This is a genomic window from Actinoplanes sp. NBRC 101535 (assembly GCF_030269225.1).
In the GTDB taxonomy this organism is placed as follows: domain Bacteria; phylum Actinomycetota; class Actinomycetes; order Mycobacteriales; family Micromonosporaceae; genus Actinoplanes; species Actinoplanes rectilineatus.
The window spans coordinates 25,996-43,235 of sequence record NZ_BSSY01000029.1 but is presented as its reverse complement, the minus strand read 5'-3'; the positions used below and the strand labels follow the sequence as shown (position 1 = coordinate 43,235).

Below are 17,240 nucleotides of genomic sequence, written 5' to 3'. Positions count from 1 at the left end.
CGGGCAGGGGAACGGCAGGGACATGAGACTCGGATACAAGCTGGCCGCGGAGGCTTTCGGGCCGAAGGAACTGATCCGCCAGGCGGTCCGCGCCGAACAGGCCGGATTCGACTTCGTCGAGATCAGCGACCACTTCCACCCGTGGCTGGACGTGCAGGGACACTCGCCGTTCGCGTGGAACGTGCTCAGCGCGATCGCCGTCCAGACCCGTACCCTCGGCCTCGCCACCGGCGTGACCTGCCCGTCGGTGCGCTACCACCCGGCGATCGTCGCGCAGGCCGCCGCCACCCTGGCGATCATCGCGGACGGGCGGTTCACGCTGGGCGTCGGCTCCGGCGAACGCCTCAACGAACACGTGGTCGGCCAGGGCTTCGGCGACGTGACCGACCGCCACGAGCGCCTGACCGAAGCCTTGGAGATCATCAACCTGCTGTGGCGGGGCGGCTACCAGTCGTACCGCGGCCGGCACCTGCGCCTCGAGGACGCCCGGATCTTCGACCTGCCGGACACGCCGCCGTCGATCGCGGTCGCGGCGGGCGGCACCCGCGCGGCGGAGTTGGCGGCCACCCACGGCAGCGGACTGTTCGCGACCGAACCCCGCGCCGACCTGGTGGAGACGTTCACCGCGGCCGGTGGGCGCGGTCCGCGCTACGTGGAGATCCCGGTGGCGTGGGCGCCGGACGAGGAGGCTGCGGTCGCCGAAGCACACCGGACCACGCGGTGGGCGGTCACCGGCTGGAAGGTGATGTCCGAACTGCCGAACCCGGCGAACTTCGAGGCGGCCTCGGCGACGGTGCGGCCCGAGGACATCCGGTCACGGTTCGTGGTCGGTCCCGATCCCGCGGCGTACGCGGACGCGATCCGTACCCACATCGACGCAGGATTCGATCACGTCGTGCTGATGAACGCCGGTCCCGATCCGGACGGTTTCCTGGACTTCTTCACCAAGGAGATCCGCGACCGTTTCTGATCGAAGTCTCAACCGGAGCGGCCGGCCGCCGACGGGTCAGCACGACCGGCCGGCACGAGGGCGGAGACCCGTACCCCATGATCCTCGCCTTGCGCGCCCTGGGCGCCGGAGATCTCGCCCGGGCGGCGCCGGCCCTGCGCGCTCTGCGGGCCGCCTTCCCCGGCGAGACGCTGGCGGTGGCCGCGCCCGCCCGGCTGGCCCCGCTGGCGGCGGCGATCGGCGGCATCGACCGGATCGTCCCGGCCGGCGAACTGGAACCGCTGGACGCCGCCCCGGCCATGCCCCGGATCGCGGTGAACCTGCACGGTTCCGGCCCCGGCTCCCACCGCCGCCTGCAGGCGCTGCGCCCCGGCGAGCTGTGGGCGTTCGCCAGCCGCCCGGCCGGCCACCACGACGGCCCCGGCTGGCACGACGAGGAACATGAGGTTCGCCGCTGGTGCCGGCTGATCCGCTACTACGGCGTCCCGTGCGACGAGTCCGACCTGGACCTGTCACTCCCCGCCACCCAGGGCAGTTCCGCCGCGAGGGGCATCGCCGCGACCCAGGGCAGTTCCGACACCCAGGGCAGTTCCGTCACGAGGGGCATCCCCGCCACCCAGGGCAGTCCCGTCGCGAGGCGCAGCGATGTCCCGGACACGGGCCGCCCCGGCGCAAGCCCGGTCATGCCGGATGTCTCGGGCCGCGGAGCGGACGCCGCCGAGCCGAGCAGGCATGGTCCCGGCAGTGACATCTCGAGTCTCCCGGAGAGACCCGTGCTCCTCTACCCGGGAGCACCGTCACCCGGCCGCCGCTGGCCACTCGGACGGTTCGCGACGGTCGCAGACCGCCTGCGCCGGGACGGCCACCACGTCCTGATCACCGGTTCCCCCGCCGACCGCGACCTGTGTACCCAGGTAGCCGTAGCCGCACGATTCGACCCCGACACGATCCACTGTCCCGACCTGGAGGACCTGCTGTCCCTGGTAGCCCGTGCAGCCCTGGTGATCAGCGGCGACGCGGGAACAGCCGCCCTGGCGGTCGGGTTCCGAACCCCGTCGGTGACCCTCTACGGCCCGATCTCGCCGGCGTTGTGCGGCCCACCACCCGACCGCCAGTTCCACCGAACCTTGTGGCACGGCACCCGAAACGATCGAGGCGACCTACCCGGCCCACCCCACCCTGCCCTGCTGAAGATCACCGAAGACGAGGTCCTGACCGAAGCCGCCGCGGCCCTGTCCGCCCGCCCCGTCGCCGCCACCCCCTGAATCCGCAGCCGCCCGCCCCGCACAGCCAATCGGGTGCGGTGGCCGTCTCTCACCTGGCAATTGGGTGCGGTGGCCGTCTCACCTGGCAATTGGGTGCGCTGGCCGTCCCTCACCCGGCAATTGGGTGCGCTGGCGGCCCCGACCCGGCAATTGGGTGCGCTGGAGGCCCCGTAGACGGCATGATCGCGGTCGCACGTCGTGACCATCTCCAGTGACCGCTCCCGATCAAGCCGCTGGGTACGCTCACCGTCCCACGCGGCCGGCCAGCGCACCCGATCAAATGATCGGGTGCGCTGGCCGGCGTGGGGGGTGGTGGCTGCACCCGATCAGGCGGTTGGGTGCGCTGGCCGGCGTGCGGGGTGGTGGGCGTCCCCGGTCAAGTGATCGGGTGTGCTGGCCGTCGCGTTGGGACCGGTGGTTGCACCCGATCAAGCGGTTGGGTGCGCCTATCGTCTCGTGGTTGCTGGTGGGTGCACCCGACCCCTTGATCGGGTGCGGTTCCTGCCGGGGTCGGGTGCGTGTGTTGCCTGGCCGGGTGGGTGAGCACGTTGTGTGGGAGCGGGTGGGGCAGTAGCCGTCCCCGATCAAGTGATCGGGTGCGCTCGCCGTCGCGCTGGGACCGGTGGTTGCACCCGATCAAGCGGTTGGGTGCAACCCCGCCTGCTGGGGACCGGTGGTTGCACCCGATCACGTGGTTGGGAGCGGTGGCCGTCGTGTGGGGTGGTGGGTCTACCCGATCAAGGGGTTGGGGGTGCTTGCCGCCTTGGAAGGGTGGGTGGGTGCACCCGATCTCGTGATCGGGGGCGCTTGCCGCGTGGGGCGATGTCCGGTGGGCCGGCAGGTAGGCAGACCAGCATGCAGTCGGGCAGTCGGGCAGTCGGACCAGCGGACCAGCGGACCAGCGGGCAGTCGGGCAGTCGGGCAGGCGGACCAGCGGACCAGCGGGCAGGCGGGCAGGCGGACCAGCGGACCAGCGGGCGGGCGGACCAGCGTGTCGGCGGGCGGGCGGACCAGCGTGTCGGCGGGCGGGCGGACCAGCGTGCCGGCGGGCGGGCAGGCAGGCAGGCGGACCAGCGTGCCGGCGGGCAGATAGGTCGGCGGGAAGGCGGCAGACAGTCCGGGAAACGCGAGGGGCCGGCCCGGGAACGGGCCGGCCCCTCGGAGCGTGTCAAGCGGCAACGGGAAACAGTCGGCAGTGTGTGCAAACGGGTGGGAGGCGGGCCGCCTACCGAGGAGCGTGGCGGCCGGAGTCCGTCAGGCGGCCAGGACGTGGGGGAGCCGGGTGTGCTGGGTCTCCGCCTCGCCGGTGCGCGGGTCGACTGCCTGCACCTTGCCGGTCTTGAAGCAGTATCGGGCGGACACCGCCTCCACCATGCCGCGGCGGATCGCCTCGTCCACCATCGACGAGCGCTGGCGGACCTGCTCCAGCGTGTACGCCGAGTGCAGAGCGGTCACCGCGGCCGGGTTGTCCGCGCCGGCGTGGCGGGCGCGCAGCACGTTCGGGGCGATGCGCTCGGCGACGTCGCGGATGTAGCCCGGCGGCACCTTCGCGTTGTCGATGATCTTTCCGGCGGCGGCGACGGCACCACACTCGTCGTGGCCGAGGACGACGATCAGGGAGACGCCGAGGACGCCCACCGCGTACTCGACCGAGCCGAGGACCGCCGCGTCGACGACGTGGCCGGCGGTGCGGACCACGAACAGGTCGCCGAGGCCCTGGTCGAAGAGGATCTCGGCGGGTACCCGGGAGTCCGAGCAGCCCAGCACCAGGGCGAACGGGGACTGGGAGCCCTGCAATTCGGCCCGGCGGGCGCCGCTGCGGTGCGCCTCGGCGGTGCTGCGGCCCTCCACCCAGCGGGTGTTGCCCTCCTGCAGCCGCGCCCAGGGGCACTCGTCCGCGCCGGCGTCGACGCTGTGCGGCTTGAAGTTCGACACGATGTGACTCCTTGAGGATCAGTTGAGGTTGGCGCTGGTGACGAGGTTCAGTTGAGGTTGGCGCCGGTGGTGGTGACGAGGTTCAGTCGAGGTTGGCGCCGGTGGTGGCGACGAGGGTCAGTTGAAGTTGGCGCCGGTGGTGGCGACGAGGTTCAGTTGAGGATGGCGCCGGTGGTGGCGACCTGCTCCTTGAGGACGCCGCCGATCAGTTCCTGGGTCTCGTTGATCTGTTCGACGGCGGTGTGGATCTGGGCGAGTGATGCGGTGACCTCATCAACGCGCGACTGGATGGTGGCGACACGCTGGCTGACCTCGGTGGTCGCCTCGGCGGTCTCCCGGGCGAGTTCCTTGACCTCGCCGGCGACGACGGCGAAGCCCTTGCCGGATTCGCCGGCCCGGGCCGCCTCGATGGTGGCGTTGAGGGCGAGCAGGTTGGTCTGGGCGGCGATCGACTGGATGGTCTGCACCACCTTGTTGATCTCGGCGCTGGCTTCGCCGAGGGCGGCGACCTGCTCGTTGGCCTCGACGGTGAGCTGTTCGCTCTTGGCGGCGACGGCCGAGGCCGAGCCGACGTTGCGTTCCACCTCGGCGATCGAGTCGAGGAGTTCGCGGCCGGCGCTGTGCAGGTGTTCGGTGGAGGAGAAACGTTCCAGGGCTTGTCCGACCAGGAATGCGGTGTTCCGCAGCGCGCTCTCCCGTCCCGGGTACATGATCAGGGTGCGGGTGGCGAAGAAGTCCATCGTCCCGACGATCTGGCCGTTGATCCGGATCGGCAGGCAGACACCGGACTTGACGCCCGCGGCCTGCGCGGCCGGCCGGCGTACACAGTCGGTCAGTTCGCCGAGGTCTTCGACGAACACCAGGTCGCCGCGGGCCCAGGCCCGGCCGGAGAGGCCGACGCCCTTGGCGAACGAGGCGGACATGGTGACCCGGCGGAATTCGGCGCCGGCGTCCCCGGATTCCAGGGCGAAGCGCAGCACCTGGTCGTTCTCGTCGAGTTTCCAGAACGAGCCGTACTGCCAGTCGAAGTCCTTGCGGATGGTCTCCAGGGCGGACCGCAGGGCCTGGTCGCGGCTGGTGGCCTGGGTCATCTCCCGGATCACGGTGGAGACGGCGTCGACGTCCTGGGTGGCCTTCTCCTGGCGGACCTCCTCGTGCAGGCGGCCCAGGGCGGCGCCGACCAGCACGCCGACCGAGCGCAGCACGTTCAGGCGGCTCTCGGTGGGGTCGAGTTCCTCCATGGCGAAGAAGTCCATCGTCCCGACGACTTTGCCGTCCTCGACGAGGGGCAGGCAGACGCCGCTCTTGACGCCGGCGCGGGTCGCCGCGGGCGCCCGGACGCAGTCGGTGAGGTCGGCGAGGTTCTTGACGAAGACCAGGTCCCGGCTGCGCCAGGCCCGGCCGGAGAGGCCGACGCCTTCGGCGAAGCTCGCTTCCAGGGTGACTTTGCGGAACTCGTCGGTGACGCTGCCGCTTTCCTGCGAGAATCGCAGCACCTGGGCGGTGTTGTCGAGCTGCCAGTAGGAGGCGTACGCCCAGCCGAAGCGGTCACGTACGAGGGCGAGAGCCTTGCCGATGGCTTCTTCGGGGGTCTTGGCCTTTTCCATCTCCCGCACGGTGGCGGTGACGGCTTGGACGTCCTGCCGGGCCTCGGCCAGTTCCGCGTTGAGCTGTGCAGACATCGGCTGCTTCCGCTTGTTGAACAACCCGGCTCCCCCCGTGAAGCGGCGGTGTGCCGCTTCGTTGCGGGACAATTCGGCAGCGGGCCGCGAGGGTTGAGGATCCGCGTGACTTTCTCCGGCGGGAAGGGGCGAACGATTCAGGCGGCCGGGCCGACCAGTTCGGCGACCCAGCCCACCGCGGTGCGGGCCTGGGCGGGGGTGCCGGAGTGCAGGCCGTCGAGGATCAGCCAGATGCGGTCGGCGAGCAGGTCCGGTTCGTGGGTGCCGAGGGCCCGGACCAGGTGGTCGACCTGGGTGCGGGAGTCGGCGAGGTAGGTGGCGGCGACCCGGGCGGGCCGGTCGTTCTCGCCGGGGAACTCGGTCAGATAGTTGCGGAAGGCGCAGCCGCGGTATCCGGGCCGGGCGATGGTGTCGGCGGTCTCCCGGATCAGGGCGAGGAGCCGTTCGGCGGGGGTGTCGGCCCAGCGCAGGGCTTCGGCGACGGCGCGTTCGCGTTCGCGGCGGACCGTTTCCAGGTACGCGGCGGCCAGTTCGGCCTTGCTGGCGAAGTGCCGGTAGAGCAGGTTCTTGCCGCATCCGGCCACGTCGATGATCTGGGCCATGCCCACGGCGCGGACGCCGTGCTCGTAGAAGAGCCCGGCGGCCGCGGTGAGGATCGTGTCGCGGGTGCCCGGGGCCGGCGCGCGTGCCATGCGTGCCAGCGTAAAGGACTAACTACTCCAACCGGACATGGGGCGGGAAGGGAACTATCCGGTCGACCAGGTCCAGGCCGTCCGTCCGGTGGGCGAAGACCAGCACGGTACGCCCGGACGCCGCGTCCAGCAGATCGGCCATCAGCTCCTTCGCGCCCGCCTCGTCGATGCCCTCGGTCGGCTCGTCCAGGATCAGCAGGCCCGGTTCGGCGACCAGCGCCCGCGCGGTCGCCAGCCGCCGCCGCTGACCACCGGAGAGGGTGCTGCCGCCGGCACCCAGCCAGGTGCCGAGACCGTCCGGCAGGCCGGCGTGCCAGTCGCCGAGACCGACCCGGGCCAGCGCCGCGGTCAGCTCCGGATCGCTCGCCCCGGGTGCCGCGAGGCGCAGGTTCTCCCGGACCGTCGAGGCGAACACGTGCCCCGTCTCGTCGCCGACCAGCGCCACCCGCTGCCGGAACTCCGCGTCGGGGATGGTGGCCGCGTCCCGGCCGTCGATCGTGATCGTGCCGTCGACCGGGTCGAGCAGCCGCGCCAGCACCGCTGCCAGGGTGGACTTGCCGCTGCCGGAGACCCCGGTGACCGCGGTCCGGGAGCCGGCCGGCAGGTCCAGGTCCAGGCCGCGGAAGGCCGGTTCCCGGTCACGGTCCCAGCCCGCGGTGAGGGCGGTCACGCGTACCCCCGGAGCGGTGGTGACGGTGCCGCCGTCTCCCGGCCGGGAGGCGGCGGGAATCGGCTCCGCGGCCAGGCTCGCCACCCGGTCCTCGGCGCCCGCGGCCTGGCGCCGGGCGATGGCGGCCTCGGGCAGTGTCACCACCGCCTCACCCAGGGTGATCATGCCGAGCAGGGCCACCGCGCTCCACTCCGCCGACAGGCCGGACCGCGCCAGCACGATCGCGGTCACCGTTGCTGCCGCACCCCACCCGCAGTGGGCCAGCGCCGCGGCCAGACCGGCGTTGCGCGCCGCCCGCGCCTCCAGCTCCGCGAGCCTCCGGCTTCTCCGGTGGGGTACGTCCGAAGCACCGTTCCCGCTGCTGAGGTCCTCGACGCCGGCCACCGTTTCGACCATCGCGTCCCGCAGCCGGGCGCGCGCCTCGCCGGTGGCCGCCTCCTGCCGGGCCGCCAGTCGTCCGGCGATCACGGGGGCGAGCACCCCGGCGACCAGCACCCCCAGCGCGAGAGGCGCCGCCAGCAGCGGATCGGCGAGACCGGCCGCCAGCGCCGCCACCGTGACGGTCCCGATCGCCGCGGCCAGCGGCAGACGACCGCGCAGCAGGCCGTCCACCCGGGCGTCGACGTCGTCGACCAGCCGGGTCAGCAGGTCACCGCGCCGGTTGAGCCGGGGCCCGGGCACCCGCGGGATCAGGTCGGCGTAGACGCCGGCCCGCCGGGCGCCCAGCCGGGCGAAGGCGACGTCGTGCGCGACCAGACGTTCGAGGTAGCGCAGCAGCGGCCGGGCGACGGCACTGCCGCGGACCAGGACGACCGCGGCGGACAGCGTGAGCACCGGAGGGAGCGTGGCGGCCCGCACCAGCAGCCAGGCGGCGGCGCCGGTGAGGAGGATGCCGGCGAGCGAGGAGCCCGCGCCGAGGACGACCGCCGTGGCGGGACGTGCCCACCAGCGGGACCGCTCCTCCCGCGGTGCCTCGGGACTCGCCGGCGGCTGTGGCGTTCCGGGGCTTCTCGCCGGCACCACTGCCGGCGCCGCGGGAGCTGTCGCCGCCACCGTCGCTGTCGCAGCCACCGTCGTCGCCGGCGCGGGCGCCTCGATGGTGACCTGGCGGTCGGCGGCCTCCAGCAGGGCCGGGCGGTGGGCGACGACCAGCACGGCACAGCCCCGGGCGGTGAACTCGCGCAGCCGGGCGATCATCCGGGCCTCGCCGTCTGCGTCCAGGTGCGCGGTCGGCTCGTCGAGCAGCAGCGTCACCACCGCCTCGGTCGCCTCGCCGGTCCGCTGCTCGAGCAGGGCCCGCTCGGCGCGGTGCAGCAGCGCCGCCAGTGCCAGACGCTGACGCTGGCCGGAGGAGACACCCCGGCCCGCCTCACCCAGCGCCGTCCCGCCGGTGACCTCGGTGTCCAGTCCGGTGGTCCGCAGCGCGTAGCGGATCTCCTCGTCGGCGGTGCCCGGCGGGAAGACCTCGGCGACGGTCCGCGCGTGCGGCAGGCTGGGGTGCTGCGGCAGGTAGAAGGCGCGCCCGACGGCGATCGCGCCCGTCGTGGCGGGCTGGAGACCGGCGAGCACCCGCAGCGCGGTGGTCTTGCCGGACCCGGACGGCCCGCGCAGGGCGACCAGTTCACCGCCGCGGACCCAGAGTTCGTCCAGGCGGACCGCGTCGGTGACCGAGCCGGGATAACGGGCGGTCAGCGCGGCGGCGCGGACACCCCAGCGGCCGGCCGCGACCGGGCCCAGCGCCCGGCGTACGGTCGCCGCCTCGCCGTCCCCGGTCTCCTGCCCGCCGGCCGGCGGCTCGGTGAGGATCTCGTCGACGTCGGCGATCACCGCGGCGGCGTCGGTGGAGGCGTGGTACCGGGCCGCCATCTCGCGTAGCGGCCGGTACGCCTCCGGCGCCAGCAGGATCACCAGCAGCGCCGGGGCCAGGGCCATGTCGCCGGCCGCGACCCGCAGGCCGGCCTGCACCGCGATCAGGCCGACCGAGAGCGTGCCGACCAGGTCCAGTGCCGTCGACGACAGGAACGCGACCCGCAGCACCCGCAGGGTGGCCCGCCGGTGCTGGTCGGTGAGCCCGGCGATGACGGTGGTCTGCCGTTCGGCCCGGCCGAAGACCTTCAGGGTGGCCAGGCCCCGGACGACGTCCAGGAAGTGCCCGGCGAGCCGGGCGTCGGCGGCCCAGCGCTGCTGCGCGCGGGCCTGGGTGGCCCAGCCGATCAGCGCGCCCAGGACCGGGATCAGCGGGAGGGTGAGCAGCGCGACGGTGGCCGAGGCCGGGTCGACGACGGCCATCGTGACGACCACCGCGGGCGGGAGGAGCACACCGAGGATCAGCGAGGGGAGGTAACCGGAGAACCAGGGGCGGAGCGCGTCGAGCCCGGTGCCGAGCACCGTGGTCAGGCGGCCCGCCCCGAACGCGGCCACCCAGGCGGGACCGCGCCGGAGCACGGCGGTCACCAGGGAGCGCCGCAGTTCGTCGGTGACCCGGGCCGCGGTGCGGCGGGCCACCGTCTGTTCCAGCCAGGCCAGCAGGCCGCGCACGGCGAACGCTCCGGCGAGCAGGACCACCGCGTGGTCCCGGGGCCCGGCGACCAGCCGGCACAGGGCGACCGCGACGGCGAGGGTGGCGGCGGCCTGACCGGCGCCGATCAGCGTCAGCACCCCGATGCCGGCCCGGCTGGCCGCCGCGTGCCTCAGCAGCCGCGGATCCACCGGCCCCCGCGACACCTTGGCGCCGCTCGCCGTGCCGTTCGTCGTGCCGTTCGTCGTGCCGTTCGTCGTGCCGTTCGTCGCGCCGCTCGCCGTGCCGATTGCCGCGCCGTTCGTCGCGCCGTTTGCCGTGCCGTTTGCCGCCCCGTTCGTCGTGCCGTTCGTCGCGCCGATTGCCGTGCCGCTCGTTTTGGCGATCTTGGTGCGTTGACCACCGATGGGGGTGGCTTCCGCACCAAGATCGCCGGGAGAGGCGGGAGAGGCGGGGGAGTCGGGGGAGTCGGGGGAGTCGGGGGAGTCGGGGGAGGCGGGGGAGCCGGGGGAGCCGGGGGAGCCGGGGGAGTCGGGGGAGTCGGGGGTTGTGGGTGTGGGTGTCACGAGGGGACTCGTTCGCTGGCGACCCGGCGGCGGAAGACCCAGTACGACCAGAGCTGGTAGACGATCACGCCGGGCAGGATCAGGACCCCGGCCACGGTGATGATCTTCAGGGCTTCGGGGCCGGCGGCGGCCGACTCGCGGGTCAGCGACCACGCCGGGTCCAGAGTGCTGCGCAGGACCACGTCACCGTGCACGGTGAAGATCGCAACGACGGTGGCGGCCACGGCCACCACGACGGCGCCGAAAGCGGTCGCCTCCCGGGCACGGCGCGCCTGCAGTCCGGCGACGAACACGATCGCCGCGGCGGCGAGAGCCATGCTGTTGCCCGTACTCACGCCGAGGACGAGAAGGGCGACCGCGCCGAACGTGCCGGTGTGGCGGGCCAGGTCGCGGGCCCGGCGGCGGACCGGGCCGGTGGTGCGCAGGGAGAGGAAGGTCGCGCCCAGCAGGATCGCCGCGAGCAGCGCGGCGAGCGCGCCGAGCCCGGCGGCGGGGGAGAACAGCGGGCCGAGGCTGCGGCTCAGGCCGGTGCCCGCGACCTCACCGTCGGCGCGCAGGGCCAGACCGTCGACCAGGACGCCGAGGATCGCGCCCCAGAGCAGCACGATGCCGCCGGAACTCCAGGCCAGCAGGTGGTCGCTGCGGCGGCGCCAGGACGGCGCGTCGTGCTTGCCGCGGAACTCCAGGGCGACGCCGCGGACCGCCAGTAGCAGCAGGACGCCGACCAGCGGCAGGTAGAGGGCGGACATCCACGCGGCGTACCAGTCGGGGAAGGCGGCGAAGGTGACGCCGACCGCGGCGACCAGCCACACCTCGTTGCCGTCCCAGAACGGGCCGACCGTACGGATGACGGCTCCGCGCTCGTGCTCGTCGCGGCCGAGGATCGGGGTGAGGATGCCGACGCCGAAGTCGAAGCCCTCCAGGACGAAGTAGAGCACCCAGGCGAGGACGAGGACCGCGAACCAGAACGTGATCATGCTGGGTGCTCCTAGTAGGCGGGGGCCGGCTCGGGATCCGCGTCCGTGGTCTTCTCGGGTTCGCGGAGCGGTTTGCGGGACAGGTGCACGACCAGGCGGATCCAGGCGATCGCGAGCAGACCGTAGACCAGGGTGAACCCGGCCAGCGAGGCGATCACCTCGGCACTGGTCAGGCCGGGGGAGATGCCCTCGGCGGTGGTGGAGATGCCGAACGCGAGCCAGGGCTGGCGGGCCGTCTCGGTGAAGATCCAGCCGAAGGTGTTGGCGGCGGCCGGCAGCATCGGGGCGAGCAGGACGAGCTTCATGAACCAGCGGGGTGTTCCGGTGCCGGGCTGCAGGAGTGCCGGCATCATCGGGATCCGCTTGGTGAAGCCGGCGTTCTTCCACAGGTAGAAGGCGGCGAACGCCATCGCGGCGATGCCCGCGCCCATCATCAGGCGGAACGTCCAGAACGCCACCGGGATCATCGGGACGTAACTGCCGGGGCCGTACTCCGCGACGTACTGCGCCTGCAGGTCGTCGATGCCCTGGACGGTCCCGCCGAACGAGCCGGTACCCAGGAACGACAGCAGGTACGGCACCTCGATGCTGAAGAACGGCCGGTCGTGGCCCAGCTCGCCGATCGCCAGGACGGAGAACGGCGCGCCGGTGGTGGTCTCGTAGAGCGCCTCGGCGGCGGCCATCTTCATCGGCTGCACGGCGGTCATCACCTTGCCCAGGTGGTCGCCGCTGATCGCGGTGCCGAGACCGCCGAGCAGGGTGGTCCACGCGCCGATCCGGCCGAGGGTGGTGAACGCCGGGTCGGCGTGGGCCCGCCACATGCCGATCGCCAGGAGCACCCCGCCGCCGGCCATCGCCGCGCCGGCCATCGTGTGCGGGAACGCGGCCAGTACGACCTCGTTGGTCATCAGTTCGGCGAAGCTGGTCAGGTGGGCGCGCCCGGTCTCGGGATCCAGGGCGTACGCGATCGGGTTCTGCATGAACGAGTTCGCGGCCAGGATGATGTACGCGGAGAGCAGGGTGCCGACGGCGACGACCACGATGGTGGCGGCGTGCACCCTACGGGGGAGCCGCTCCCAGCCGAAGTACCAGAGGGCGAGGAACGTCGCCTCGAGGAAGAAGGCGAGCATGCCCTCGATGGCGAGTGTGGGGCCGAACACATCACCGTAGAACCGGGCGAAGGCGCTCCAGCCCAAGCCGAACTGGAATTCCTGCACAAGACCGGTCACCACGCCGACCGCGAACGTGACAATCAGCAACTTTCCCACAAATTTCGTGAGATGTAAGTATTTATCGTTGTTTGTTCGCATCCAGGCGATTTGCAGACCGGCCGCCGTGACCGCTAGACAGATCGACAGCGGCACGAACAGGTAGTGATAGATCGTCACCACGGCGAACTGCAGCCGGGTCAAGTCGAGCACGTCCATGGATCAGGCCCACCCCTCTACGACGCTTCGTAGTAGATACTACGACGTGTAGTACGACGCGGTGACGTAGACTGCCCCACATGGGTATGGGCGACCTCGAACGGGAGGTCATGACGAAGCTGTGGGACGCGCCCGCACCGCTGACCGTGCGACAGGTGCACGACCTGCTCAGCCGCGACCGTGACCTGGCCTACACCACCGTCATGACGGTCCTCGACCGGCTGGCGAAGAAGGGTCTCGTCCTGCAGCAACGCTCCGACCGCGCCTACCGGTACGCCCCCGCGCAGACCCGCGAGGAGATGACCGCCGGGGTGATGCTCGACGCCCTGAGTTCCACCCCCGACCGGGACGCCGCCCTGGCGTACTTCGTCGGGCAGCTCCCACCGGACGCCCTGGCCGCGGCGATCGAAGCGGCCCGCTCCACGACCCGGTCGTGACCGCGCTGGCGCTCGGTGCGCTCGGCCTGGCCCTGTCGCTGATCGCACCCGGCATCCTCGCCCACGCCCGCTGGCCCGACCGGTCACCGGTCGCCGGCGTGCTGCTCTGGCAGGCACTGACCCTGACCGCCGTCCTCTGCGCGCTCGGCGTGGTGCTCGCCGCCCCGGAGGAGCTGTCCCGGGCGGCCGGCGCCCGGCACCCGGAGACGGTGGTGGCCCTCGGATTCTCGCTGGCGGTCGCGGCCCTCATCGTGATCCGGCTGCTGATCTCCCTGGTCCGGGTGAGCTACCGCGCCCGGGCCCGGCGCGCGCGGCACCGGATGCTCGTCGACCTGCTCGACCGGGCCGAGCAGCGCCGCACCTTCAGCGGCGCCGAGGTGCGCGTGCTGGACGGCGCGCTGCCCCTGGCGTACTGCGTGCCCGGACGGTCGCCGCGCGTCGTGCTCAGCGGGGCCGTGCTGCAGGTCCTGGACCCGGAACAGGTCGACGCCGTGCTGGCCCACGAACGGGCCCACCTGCGGCACCGGCATGAACTCGTGATGGAGTCGTTCACCGCGTTCTACCAGGCGGTCCCGGCACCACTGCGCAGCCGGGCGTCGCTTGACGCCGTACACCTGCTGCTGGAGATGGTGGCGGACGACGCCGCACGCCGCCGCACCGGGCCGGAACCGCTGCGGGCCGCGTTGTCCCGGCTCGCCCACCCGGCGCCCCTCGGTGAGGCGGCGCCCGCCGACCCGGCCGCCGAGACGCGGCGGAGGCTCGATCGGATGGCCGGCCCGGCACGCTCGTCGCGGCCCCTCACCGTGCTCGCCACGGCCGCCGCGATCGGCCTGCTGGTGTTACCGACCGTAGTGCTCGTGGTGCCCTGGCTGGCTCGGGCCCTCGACGCATGGCCATTTCGGTAACCCTCGGTATTACTGCAGGTGCGCAGGGTTTCCGGTACGATGCGCGCTTCATTTGCCCGCATGATCCGAGTACGGTTGTCCCCGGTTCGGCAGTCCCCCATCGTCCAACCGGCCGATCTGACGGACCACCGCCTAATCGCCCTCGTGCGAGCCGGGAACCCAGGTTCATGGGGTGAAGCCGCGGAAACGCGGCCGGGCGTGCTTCCCGCTCGAACCCGTCAGCTAACCCGGTCGGCGGCTGAGTAGGAAGAAAGGACAACACACCCACGTGAAGCGGATAGGCGCGCGTCGCGTCGGTTTTCTGCGCATCGTGCTCTGTGCCGTCGCGGCGGCCGGAGTTGTTGTCACGGGCCCGGCAGCCGCCCACGCGGCACCCAACCCCTCGAAGATCGAAGATCAGATCGACGAGCAGTGGAACAAGCTGGAGCCCGTCATCGAGGAGTACAACGACGTGCACAGCAAGCTCAAAGAGCTGAAGAAACAGCAGAAAGAGCTTGCCGCGACCCTCGCGCCGTTGCAGAAGAAGGTCGATGCCGCCATGGTGCAGGTCCGTGGCCTGGCGGTGGACGCCTACATCCAGGGGCCACCCAGCGCGATGAACGCGATGCTGGTGACCGGTTCGCCGACCGGCCTGGTGGACAAGCTGACACTCCTCGACCAGATCGCCTCCCGGCAGGAGGCGTCCATCACCGAAGTGGCGAAACTGCGGGACAAGTACGCCGCCGACAAGGCTGACGTCGACAAGATGGCAGCCGAGATCGCCGTCCGGGACAAGGACCTCTCGGCCAAGAAGACGACGATCGAGGCGAAGGTCGAGGAGCTCCAGGACCTCCGGATCGAAGCCTACGGCAGCGCCACGGTCTCGAAGAGCGGACTCAAGATCGGTCCGTGCCCGGTCGACTACACCAACGACCGGGGAGGTCGCGCGGCCCAGAAGGCGTGCGACCTGATCGGCAAACCCTACGTCTTCGGCGCGGAGGGTCCGAGCAGCTACGACTGCTCCGGCCTGACGAAAGAGGCGTGGGGATCGGTCGGCGTCAGTCTCTACCACTACACGAAGACCCAGTGGAGCACCACGAAGTCGGTCAGCCGCAGCGAACTGCAGCCGGGTGACCTGATCTTCTACGGCTCCGATCTGCACCACGTCTCCATCTATGTGGGCGGCGGCATGATGGTGCACGCCCCGCACACGGGCGACTACGTGCGGATGGCGAAGATCGAAAGTCCGGGTTCGATCGCCGGATACCGGCGGCCGGCCTGATCGGCTCCTGTTCCGCTGTTCTCCGGAAGGCCGCTCACACTTCGGTGTGGGCGGCCTTCCACCTTCTCTCCCCTTCAGGCCGGCCTTCTCGGGGGTACGGCCTGAGCCCGTACCGTCGCCATCCGGTGTTTCAGGTCTCAACCCGGCGTCGAGCGAGCGCGGCCCCGGCTTGCCGTGAGCAGGCCGGCCACCGGCGCGGGCATAATCGCCTGTCATGAGCGATGCCTTGATCAATAGCCTCGCCGCGGCGGTGCAGGCCCAGCCGGACGACCTGCCACTGCGGTTGCACCTGGCCGAGATGCTGGTGGCCGCGGGCCGTGGCGCCGAGGCGATCGGGCACGTCGCGCAGGCCCTGGCCCAGGATCCCGCGAACGTCGGAGCACAGCAGTTGATGGCCCGGGCACTGGGCAACCCCGTCCCGCCGTCGCCTCCCGTGCCGACAGCCCCTTCCGCTCCGTCCTCCGCGCCTGCATCTCCTCCCGCGCCTGCATCCCCCTCCGCGCCTGCATCCCCCTCCGCGCCTGCATTCCCTTCCGAGACCGCATCTCCTTCCGAGACTGCATCTCCTTCCGGGCCCGGTGGTCCGATTCCGCCGTCAGGTATCGACTGGGCGGCGATGGAACAGCAGTTCGGCGATGTGGTTCCGCCGCGTTTCTCCCGGCCGGAAAGCTCGTCGTCCGGTGATGGCGTCGACCCGGTCCGCGGCCACGCCGACCGTTCCTTCGACGTGGAACGCTCCGGCGTCACCCTCGCCGACGTCGGCGGCATGGCCGACGTCAAGAAGCGTCTCGAGGTGTCGTTCCTCGGCCCGCTGCGGAACCCGAAACTGCGGACCCTGTTCGGTAAGAGCCTGCGCGGTGGTCTGCTGCTCTACGGCCCGCCCGGCTGTGGCAAGACGTTCCTGGCGCGCGCGGTGGCAGGCGAGATGGGCGCCTCGTTCATTTCGCTGAGCATCACCGACGTACTGAACATGTGGATCGGCAGTTCGGAACGCAACCTCCACGACCTGTTCGAATCGGCGCGCGGCCACGCCCCGTGCGTACTGTTCCTGGACGAGATCGACGCCCTCGGGCACAAACGCAGCCAGTTGCAGTCGTCCATGCGTACCGTGGTGAATCAGCTCCTCACCGAACTCGACGGCGTGGACGGCGGCAACGACGGTGTGTTCGTCCTGGCCGCGACGAACGCACCATGGGACGTGGACGCGGCCCTGCGCCGCCCCGGCCGCCTGGACCGCACCGTGCTGGTGCTGCCGCCGGACGGCCCCGCCCGCGCCGCGATCCTGGAGTACCACCTCCGGGACCGCCCGGTGGCCGGCATCGACCTCGACGCGGTGGCCGCCGCCACCGACCACTACTCGGGCGCGGACCTGGCCCACCTGTGCGAGACCGCCGCCGAGTACGCCATGCGCGACTCCATCGCCACCGGCGAAGTCCGCATGATCAGCCAGGCGGACATGCTGGCCGCCGCCCGCGAGGTCCGCCCGTCCACGGACAGCTGGTTCGCCACCGCCCGCAACGTGGCCATGTTCGCCAACGAGAGCGGCGAATACGACGACCTGGCCGCCTACTTGAAGAAGCGCAAAATCCGTTGACCCGCTTGAAGAAGCGCAAAATCCGTTGACCCGGCCCGGTGCCCACCAATGCGGCCCGAGCCAGGCGCCACCGTCACCGCCGGCCCGGCAGCCGAGCCGCCCCAGCAGACGCCGGCGCACACCGGACTAGCCACATTCGCAGTCAGGGTCCGCCTGCGTGGTGACTTCGGGCGCGCTGACCACCCGTATTCACCACACCCCCATCGGTGTGGTGAATTGGGGTGTCCAGCGCGCCCGTATTCACCACACCCCCATCGGTGTGGTGAATTGGGGTGTCCAGCGCGCCCGTATTCACCACACCCCCATCGGTGTGGTGAATTGGGGTGTCCAGCGCGCCCGTATTCACCACACCCCCATCGGTG

At 71.8% G+C, this 17,240-nt stretch carries 14 protein-coding genes, 1 pseudogene and 1 riboswitch; of the genes and pseudogenes, 8 read left to right on the top strand and 7 right to left on the bottom strand.

The window, feature by feature from the left end; all coding sequences use genetic code 11:
• The first annotated feature begins 22 nt into the window (after positions 1–22).
• Both QSK32_RS43230 and QSK32_RS43225 read left to right on the top strand, forming a co-directional pair.
• Complete coding sequence (locus tag QSK32_RS43230; protein ID WP_045744817.1) at positions 23–970, top strand: TIGR03557 family F420-dependent LLM class oxidoreductase; 948 nt, start codon at positions 23–25, stop codon at positions 968–970.
• A gap of 77 nt (positions 971–1,047) precedes the next feature.
• Positions 1,048–2,214: a glycosyltransferase family 9 protein gene (locus QSK32_RS43225; protein ID WP_285475312.1), complete on the top strand. Its 1,167-nt coding sequence runs from the start codon at positions 1,048–1,050 to the stop codon at positions 2,212–2,214.
• A 1,254-nt stretch (positions 2,215–3,468) separates the two neighbouring features.
• Here QSK32_RS43225 and QSK32_RS43220 read toward each other — a convergent pair.
• The 5 genes and pseudogenes from QSK32_RS43220 to cydC form a co-directional block, all read right to left on the bottom strand.
• Positions 3,469–4,149 (bottom strand): carbonic anhydrase, encoded by a 681-nt coding sequence (locus QSK32_RS43220; protein ID WP_281179164.1) that lies wholly within the window; start codon positions 4,147–4,149, stop codon positions 3,469–3,471.
• A gap of 152 nt (positions 4,150–4,301) precedes the next feature.
• Positions 4,302–4,733: a methyl-accepting chemotaxis protein gene (locus QSK32_RS45805; RefSeq protein ID WP_425394702.1), complete on the bottom strand. Its 432-nt coding sequence runs from the start codon at positions 4,731–4,733 to the stop codon at positions 4,302–4,304.
• A 75-nt stretch (positions 4,734–4,808) separates the two neighbouring features.
• Positions 4,809–5,756, bottom strand: a pseudogene (locus QSK32_RS45800) (GAF domain-containing protein); the annotation flags it as partial.
• 212 nt (positions 5,757–5,968) lie between these two features.
• Positions 5,969–6,523, bottom strand: a complete 555-nt coding sequence (locus tag QSK32_RS43210; RefSeq protein WP_045748475.1) for a TetR/AcrR family transcriptional regulator — start codon at positions 6,521–6,523, stop codon at positions 5,969–5,971.
• A gap of 22 nt (positions 6,524–6,545) precedes the next feature.
• The gene (gene cydC / locus QSK32_RS43205) at positions 6,546–9,902 is read right to left on the bottom strand and encodes a thiol reductant ABC exporter subunit CydC (protein WP_285475311.1); all 3,357 of its coding nucleotides are present in this window, start codon (positions 9,900–9,902) and stop codon (positions 6,546–6,548) included.
• A gap of 31 nt (positions 9,903–9,933) precedes the next feature.
• Here cydC and QSK32_RS43200 point away from each other — a divergent pair, with 31 nt between their 5' ends.
• Positions 9,934–10,110 carry a hypothetical protein gene (locus QSK32_RS43200; protein ID WP_285475310.1) on the top strand — a complete coding sequence of 59 codons (177 nt, stop codon included), beginning with the start codon at positions 9,934–9,936 and terminating at the stop codon, positions 10,108–10,110.
• Positions 10,111–10,273: 163 nt separating this feature from the next.
• On the opposite strand, the gene cydB is transcribed toward QSK32_RS43200, so the two are convergent.
• Positions 10,274–11,254, bottom strand: a complete 981-nt coding sequence (cydB, locus tag QSK32_RS43195) for a cytochrome d ubiquinol oxidase subunit II (RefSeq protein ID WP_045748473.1) — start codon at positions 11,252–11,254, stop codon at positions 10,274–10,276.
• 11 nt (positions 11,255–11,265) lie between these two features.
• On the bottom strand, positions 11,266–12,681 hold the full coding sequence (locus QSK32_RS43190) for a cytochrome ubiquinol oxidase subunit I (RefSeq protein ID WP_045748472.1): 1,416 nt from the start codon (positions 12,679–12,681) through the stop codon (positions 11,266–11,268).
• Positions 12,682–12,761: 80 nt separating this feature from the next.
• On the opposite strand from QSK32_RS43190, the gene QSK32_RS43185 reads away from it, so the two are divergent.
• The 5 genes from QSK32_RS43185 to QSK32_RS43165 all read left to right on the top strand — a co-directional run.
• Entirely contained in the window at positions 12,762–13,118 is a 357-nt protein-coding gene (locus tag QSK32_RS43185; protein ID WP_045748471.1) for a BlaI/MecI/CopY family transcriptional regulator, read from the top strand.
• On the top strand, positions 13,115–14,023 hold the full coding sequence (locus QSK32_RS43180; RefSeq protein ID WP_045748470.1) for a M56 family metallopeptidase: 909 nt from the start codon (positions 13,115–13,117) through the stop codon (positions 14,021–14,023). Before QSK32_RS43185 ends, QSK32_RS43180 begins: the two co-directional genes overlap by 4 nt.
• A gap of 119 nt (positions 14,024–14,142) precedes the next feature.
• Positions 14,143–14,275, top strand: a riboswitch (cyclic di-AMP (ydaO/yuaA leader).
• Between the two features lie 16 nt (positions 14,276–14,291).
• Positions 14,292–15,284: a C40 family peptidase gene (locus QSK32_RS43175; protein ID WP_052721318.1), complete on the top strand. Its 993-nt coding sequence runs from the start codon at positions 14,292–14,294 to the stop codon at positions 15,282–15,284.
• Positions 15,285–15,498: 214 nt separating this feature from the next.
• The gene (locus QSK32_RS43170; RefSeq protein WP_285475309.1) at positions 15,499–16,878 is read left to right on the top strand and encodes an AAA family ATPase; all 1,380 of its coding nucleotides are present in this window, start codon (positions 15,499–15,501) and stop codon (positions 16,876–16,878) included.
• Between the two features lie 157 nt (positions 16,879–17,035).
• Positions 17,036–17,240 (top strand): hypothetical protein (locus QSK32_RS43165; protein WP_285475308.1); only part of this gene is annotated, 205 nt, incomplete at its 3' end.

Coding starts and splice junctions, on each gene's coding strand:
- QSK32_RS43170 (WP_285475309.1), top strand. CDS start 15,499: ATGAGCGATGCCTTGATCAATAGCCTCGCCGCGGCGGTGCAGGCCCAG.
- QSK32_RS43185 (WP_045748471.1), top strand. CDS start 12,762: ATGGGTATGGGCGACCTCGAACGGGAGGTCATGACGAAGCTGTGGGAC.
- cydB (WP_045748473.1), bottom strand. CDS start 11,254: ATGATCACGTTCTGGTTCGCGGTCCTCGTCCTCGCCTGGGTGCTCTAC.
- QSK32_RS43230 (WP_045744817.1), top strand. CDS start 23: ATGAGACTCGGATACAAGCTGGCCGCGGAGGCTTTCGGGCCGAAGGAA.
- QSK32_RS43190 (WP_045748472.1), bottom strand. CDS start 12,681: ATGGACGTGCTCGACTTGACCCGGCTGCAGTTCGCCGTGGTGACGATC.
- QSK32_RS43210 (WP_045748475.1), bottom strand. CDS start 6,523: ATGGCACGCGCGCCGGCCCCGGGCACCCGCGACACGATCCTCACCGCG.
- QSK32_RS43225 (WP_285475312.1), top strand. CDS start 1,048: ATGATCCTCGCCTTGCGCGCCCTGGGCGCCGGAGATCTCGCCCGGGCG.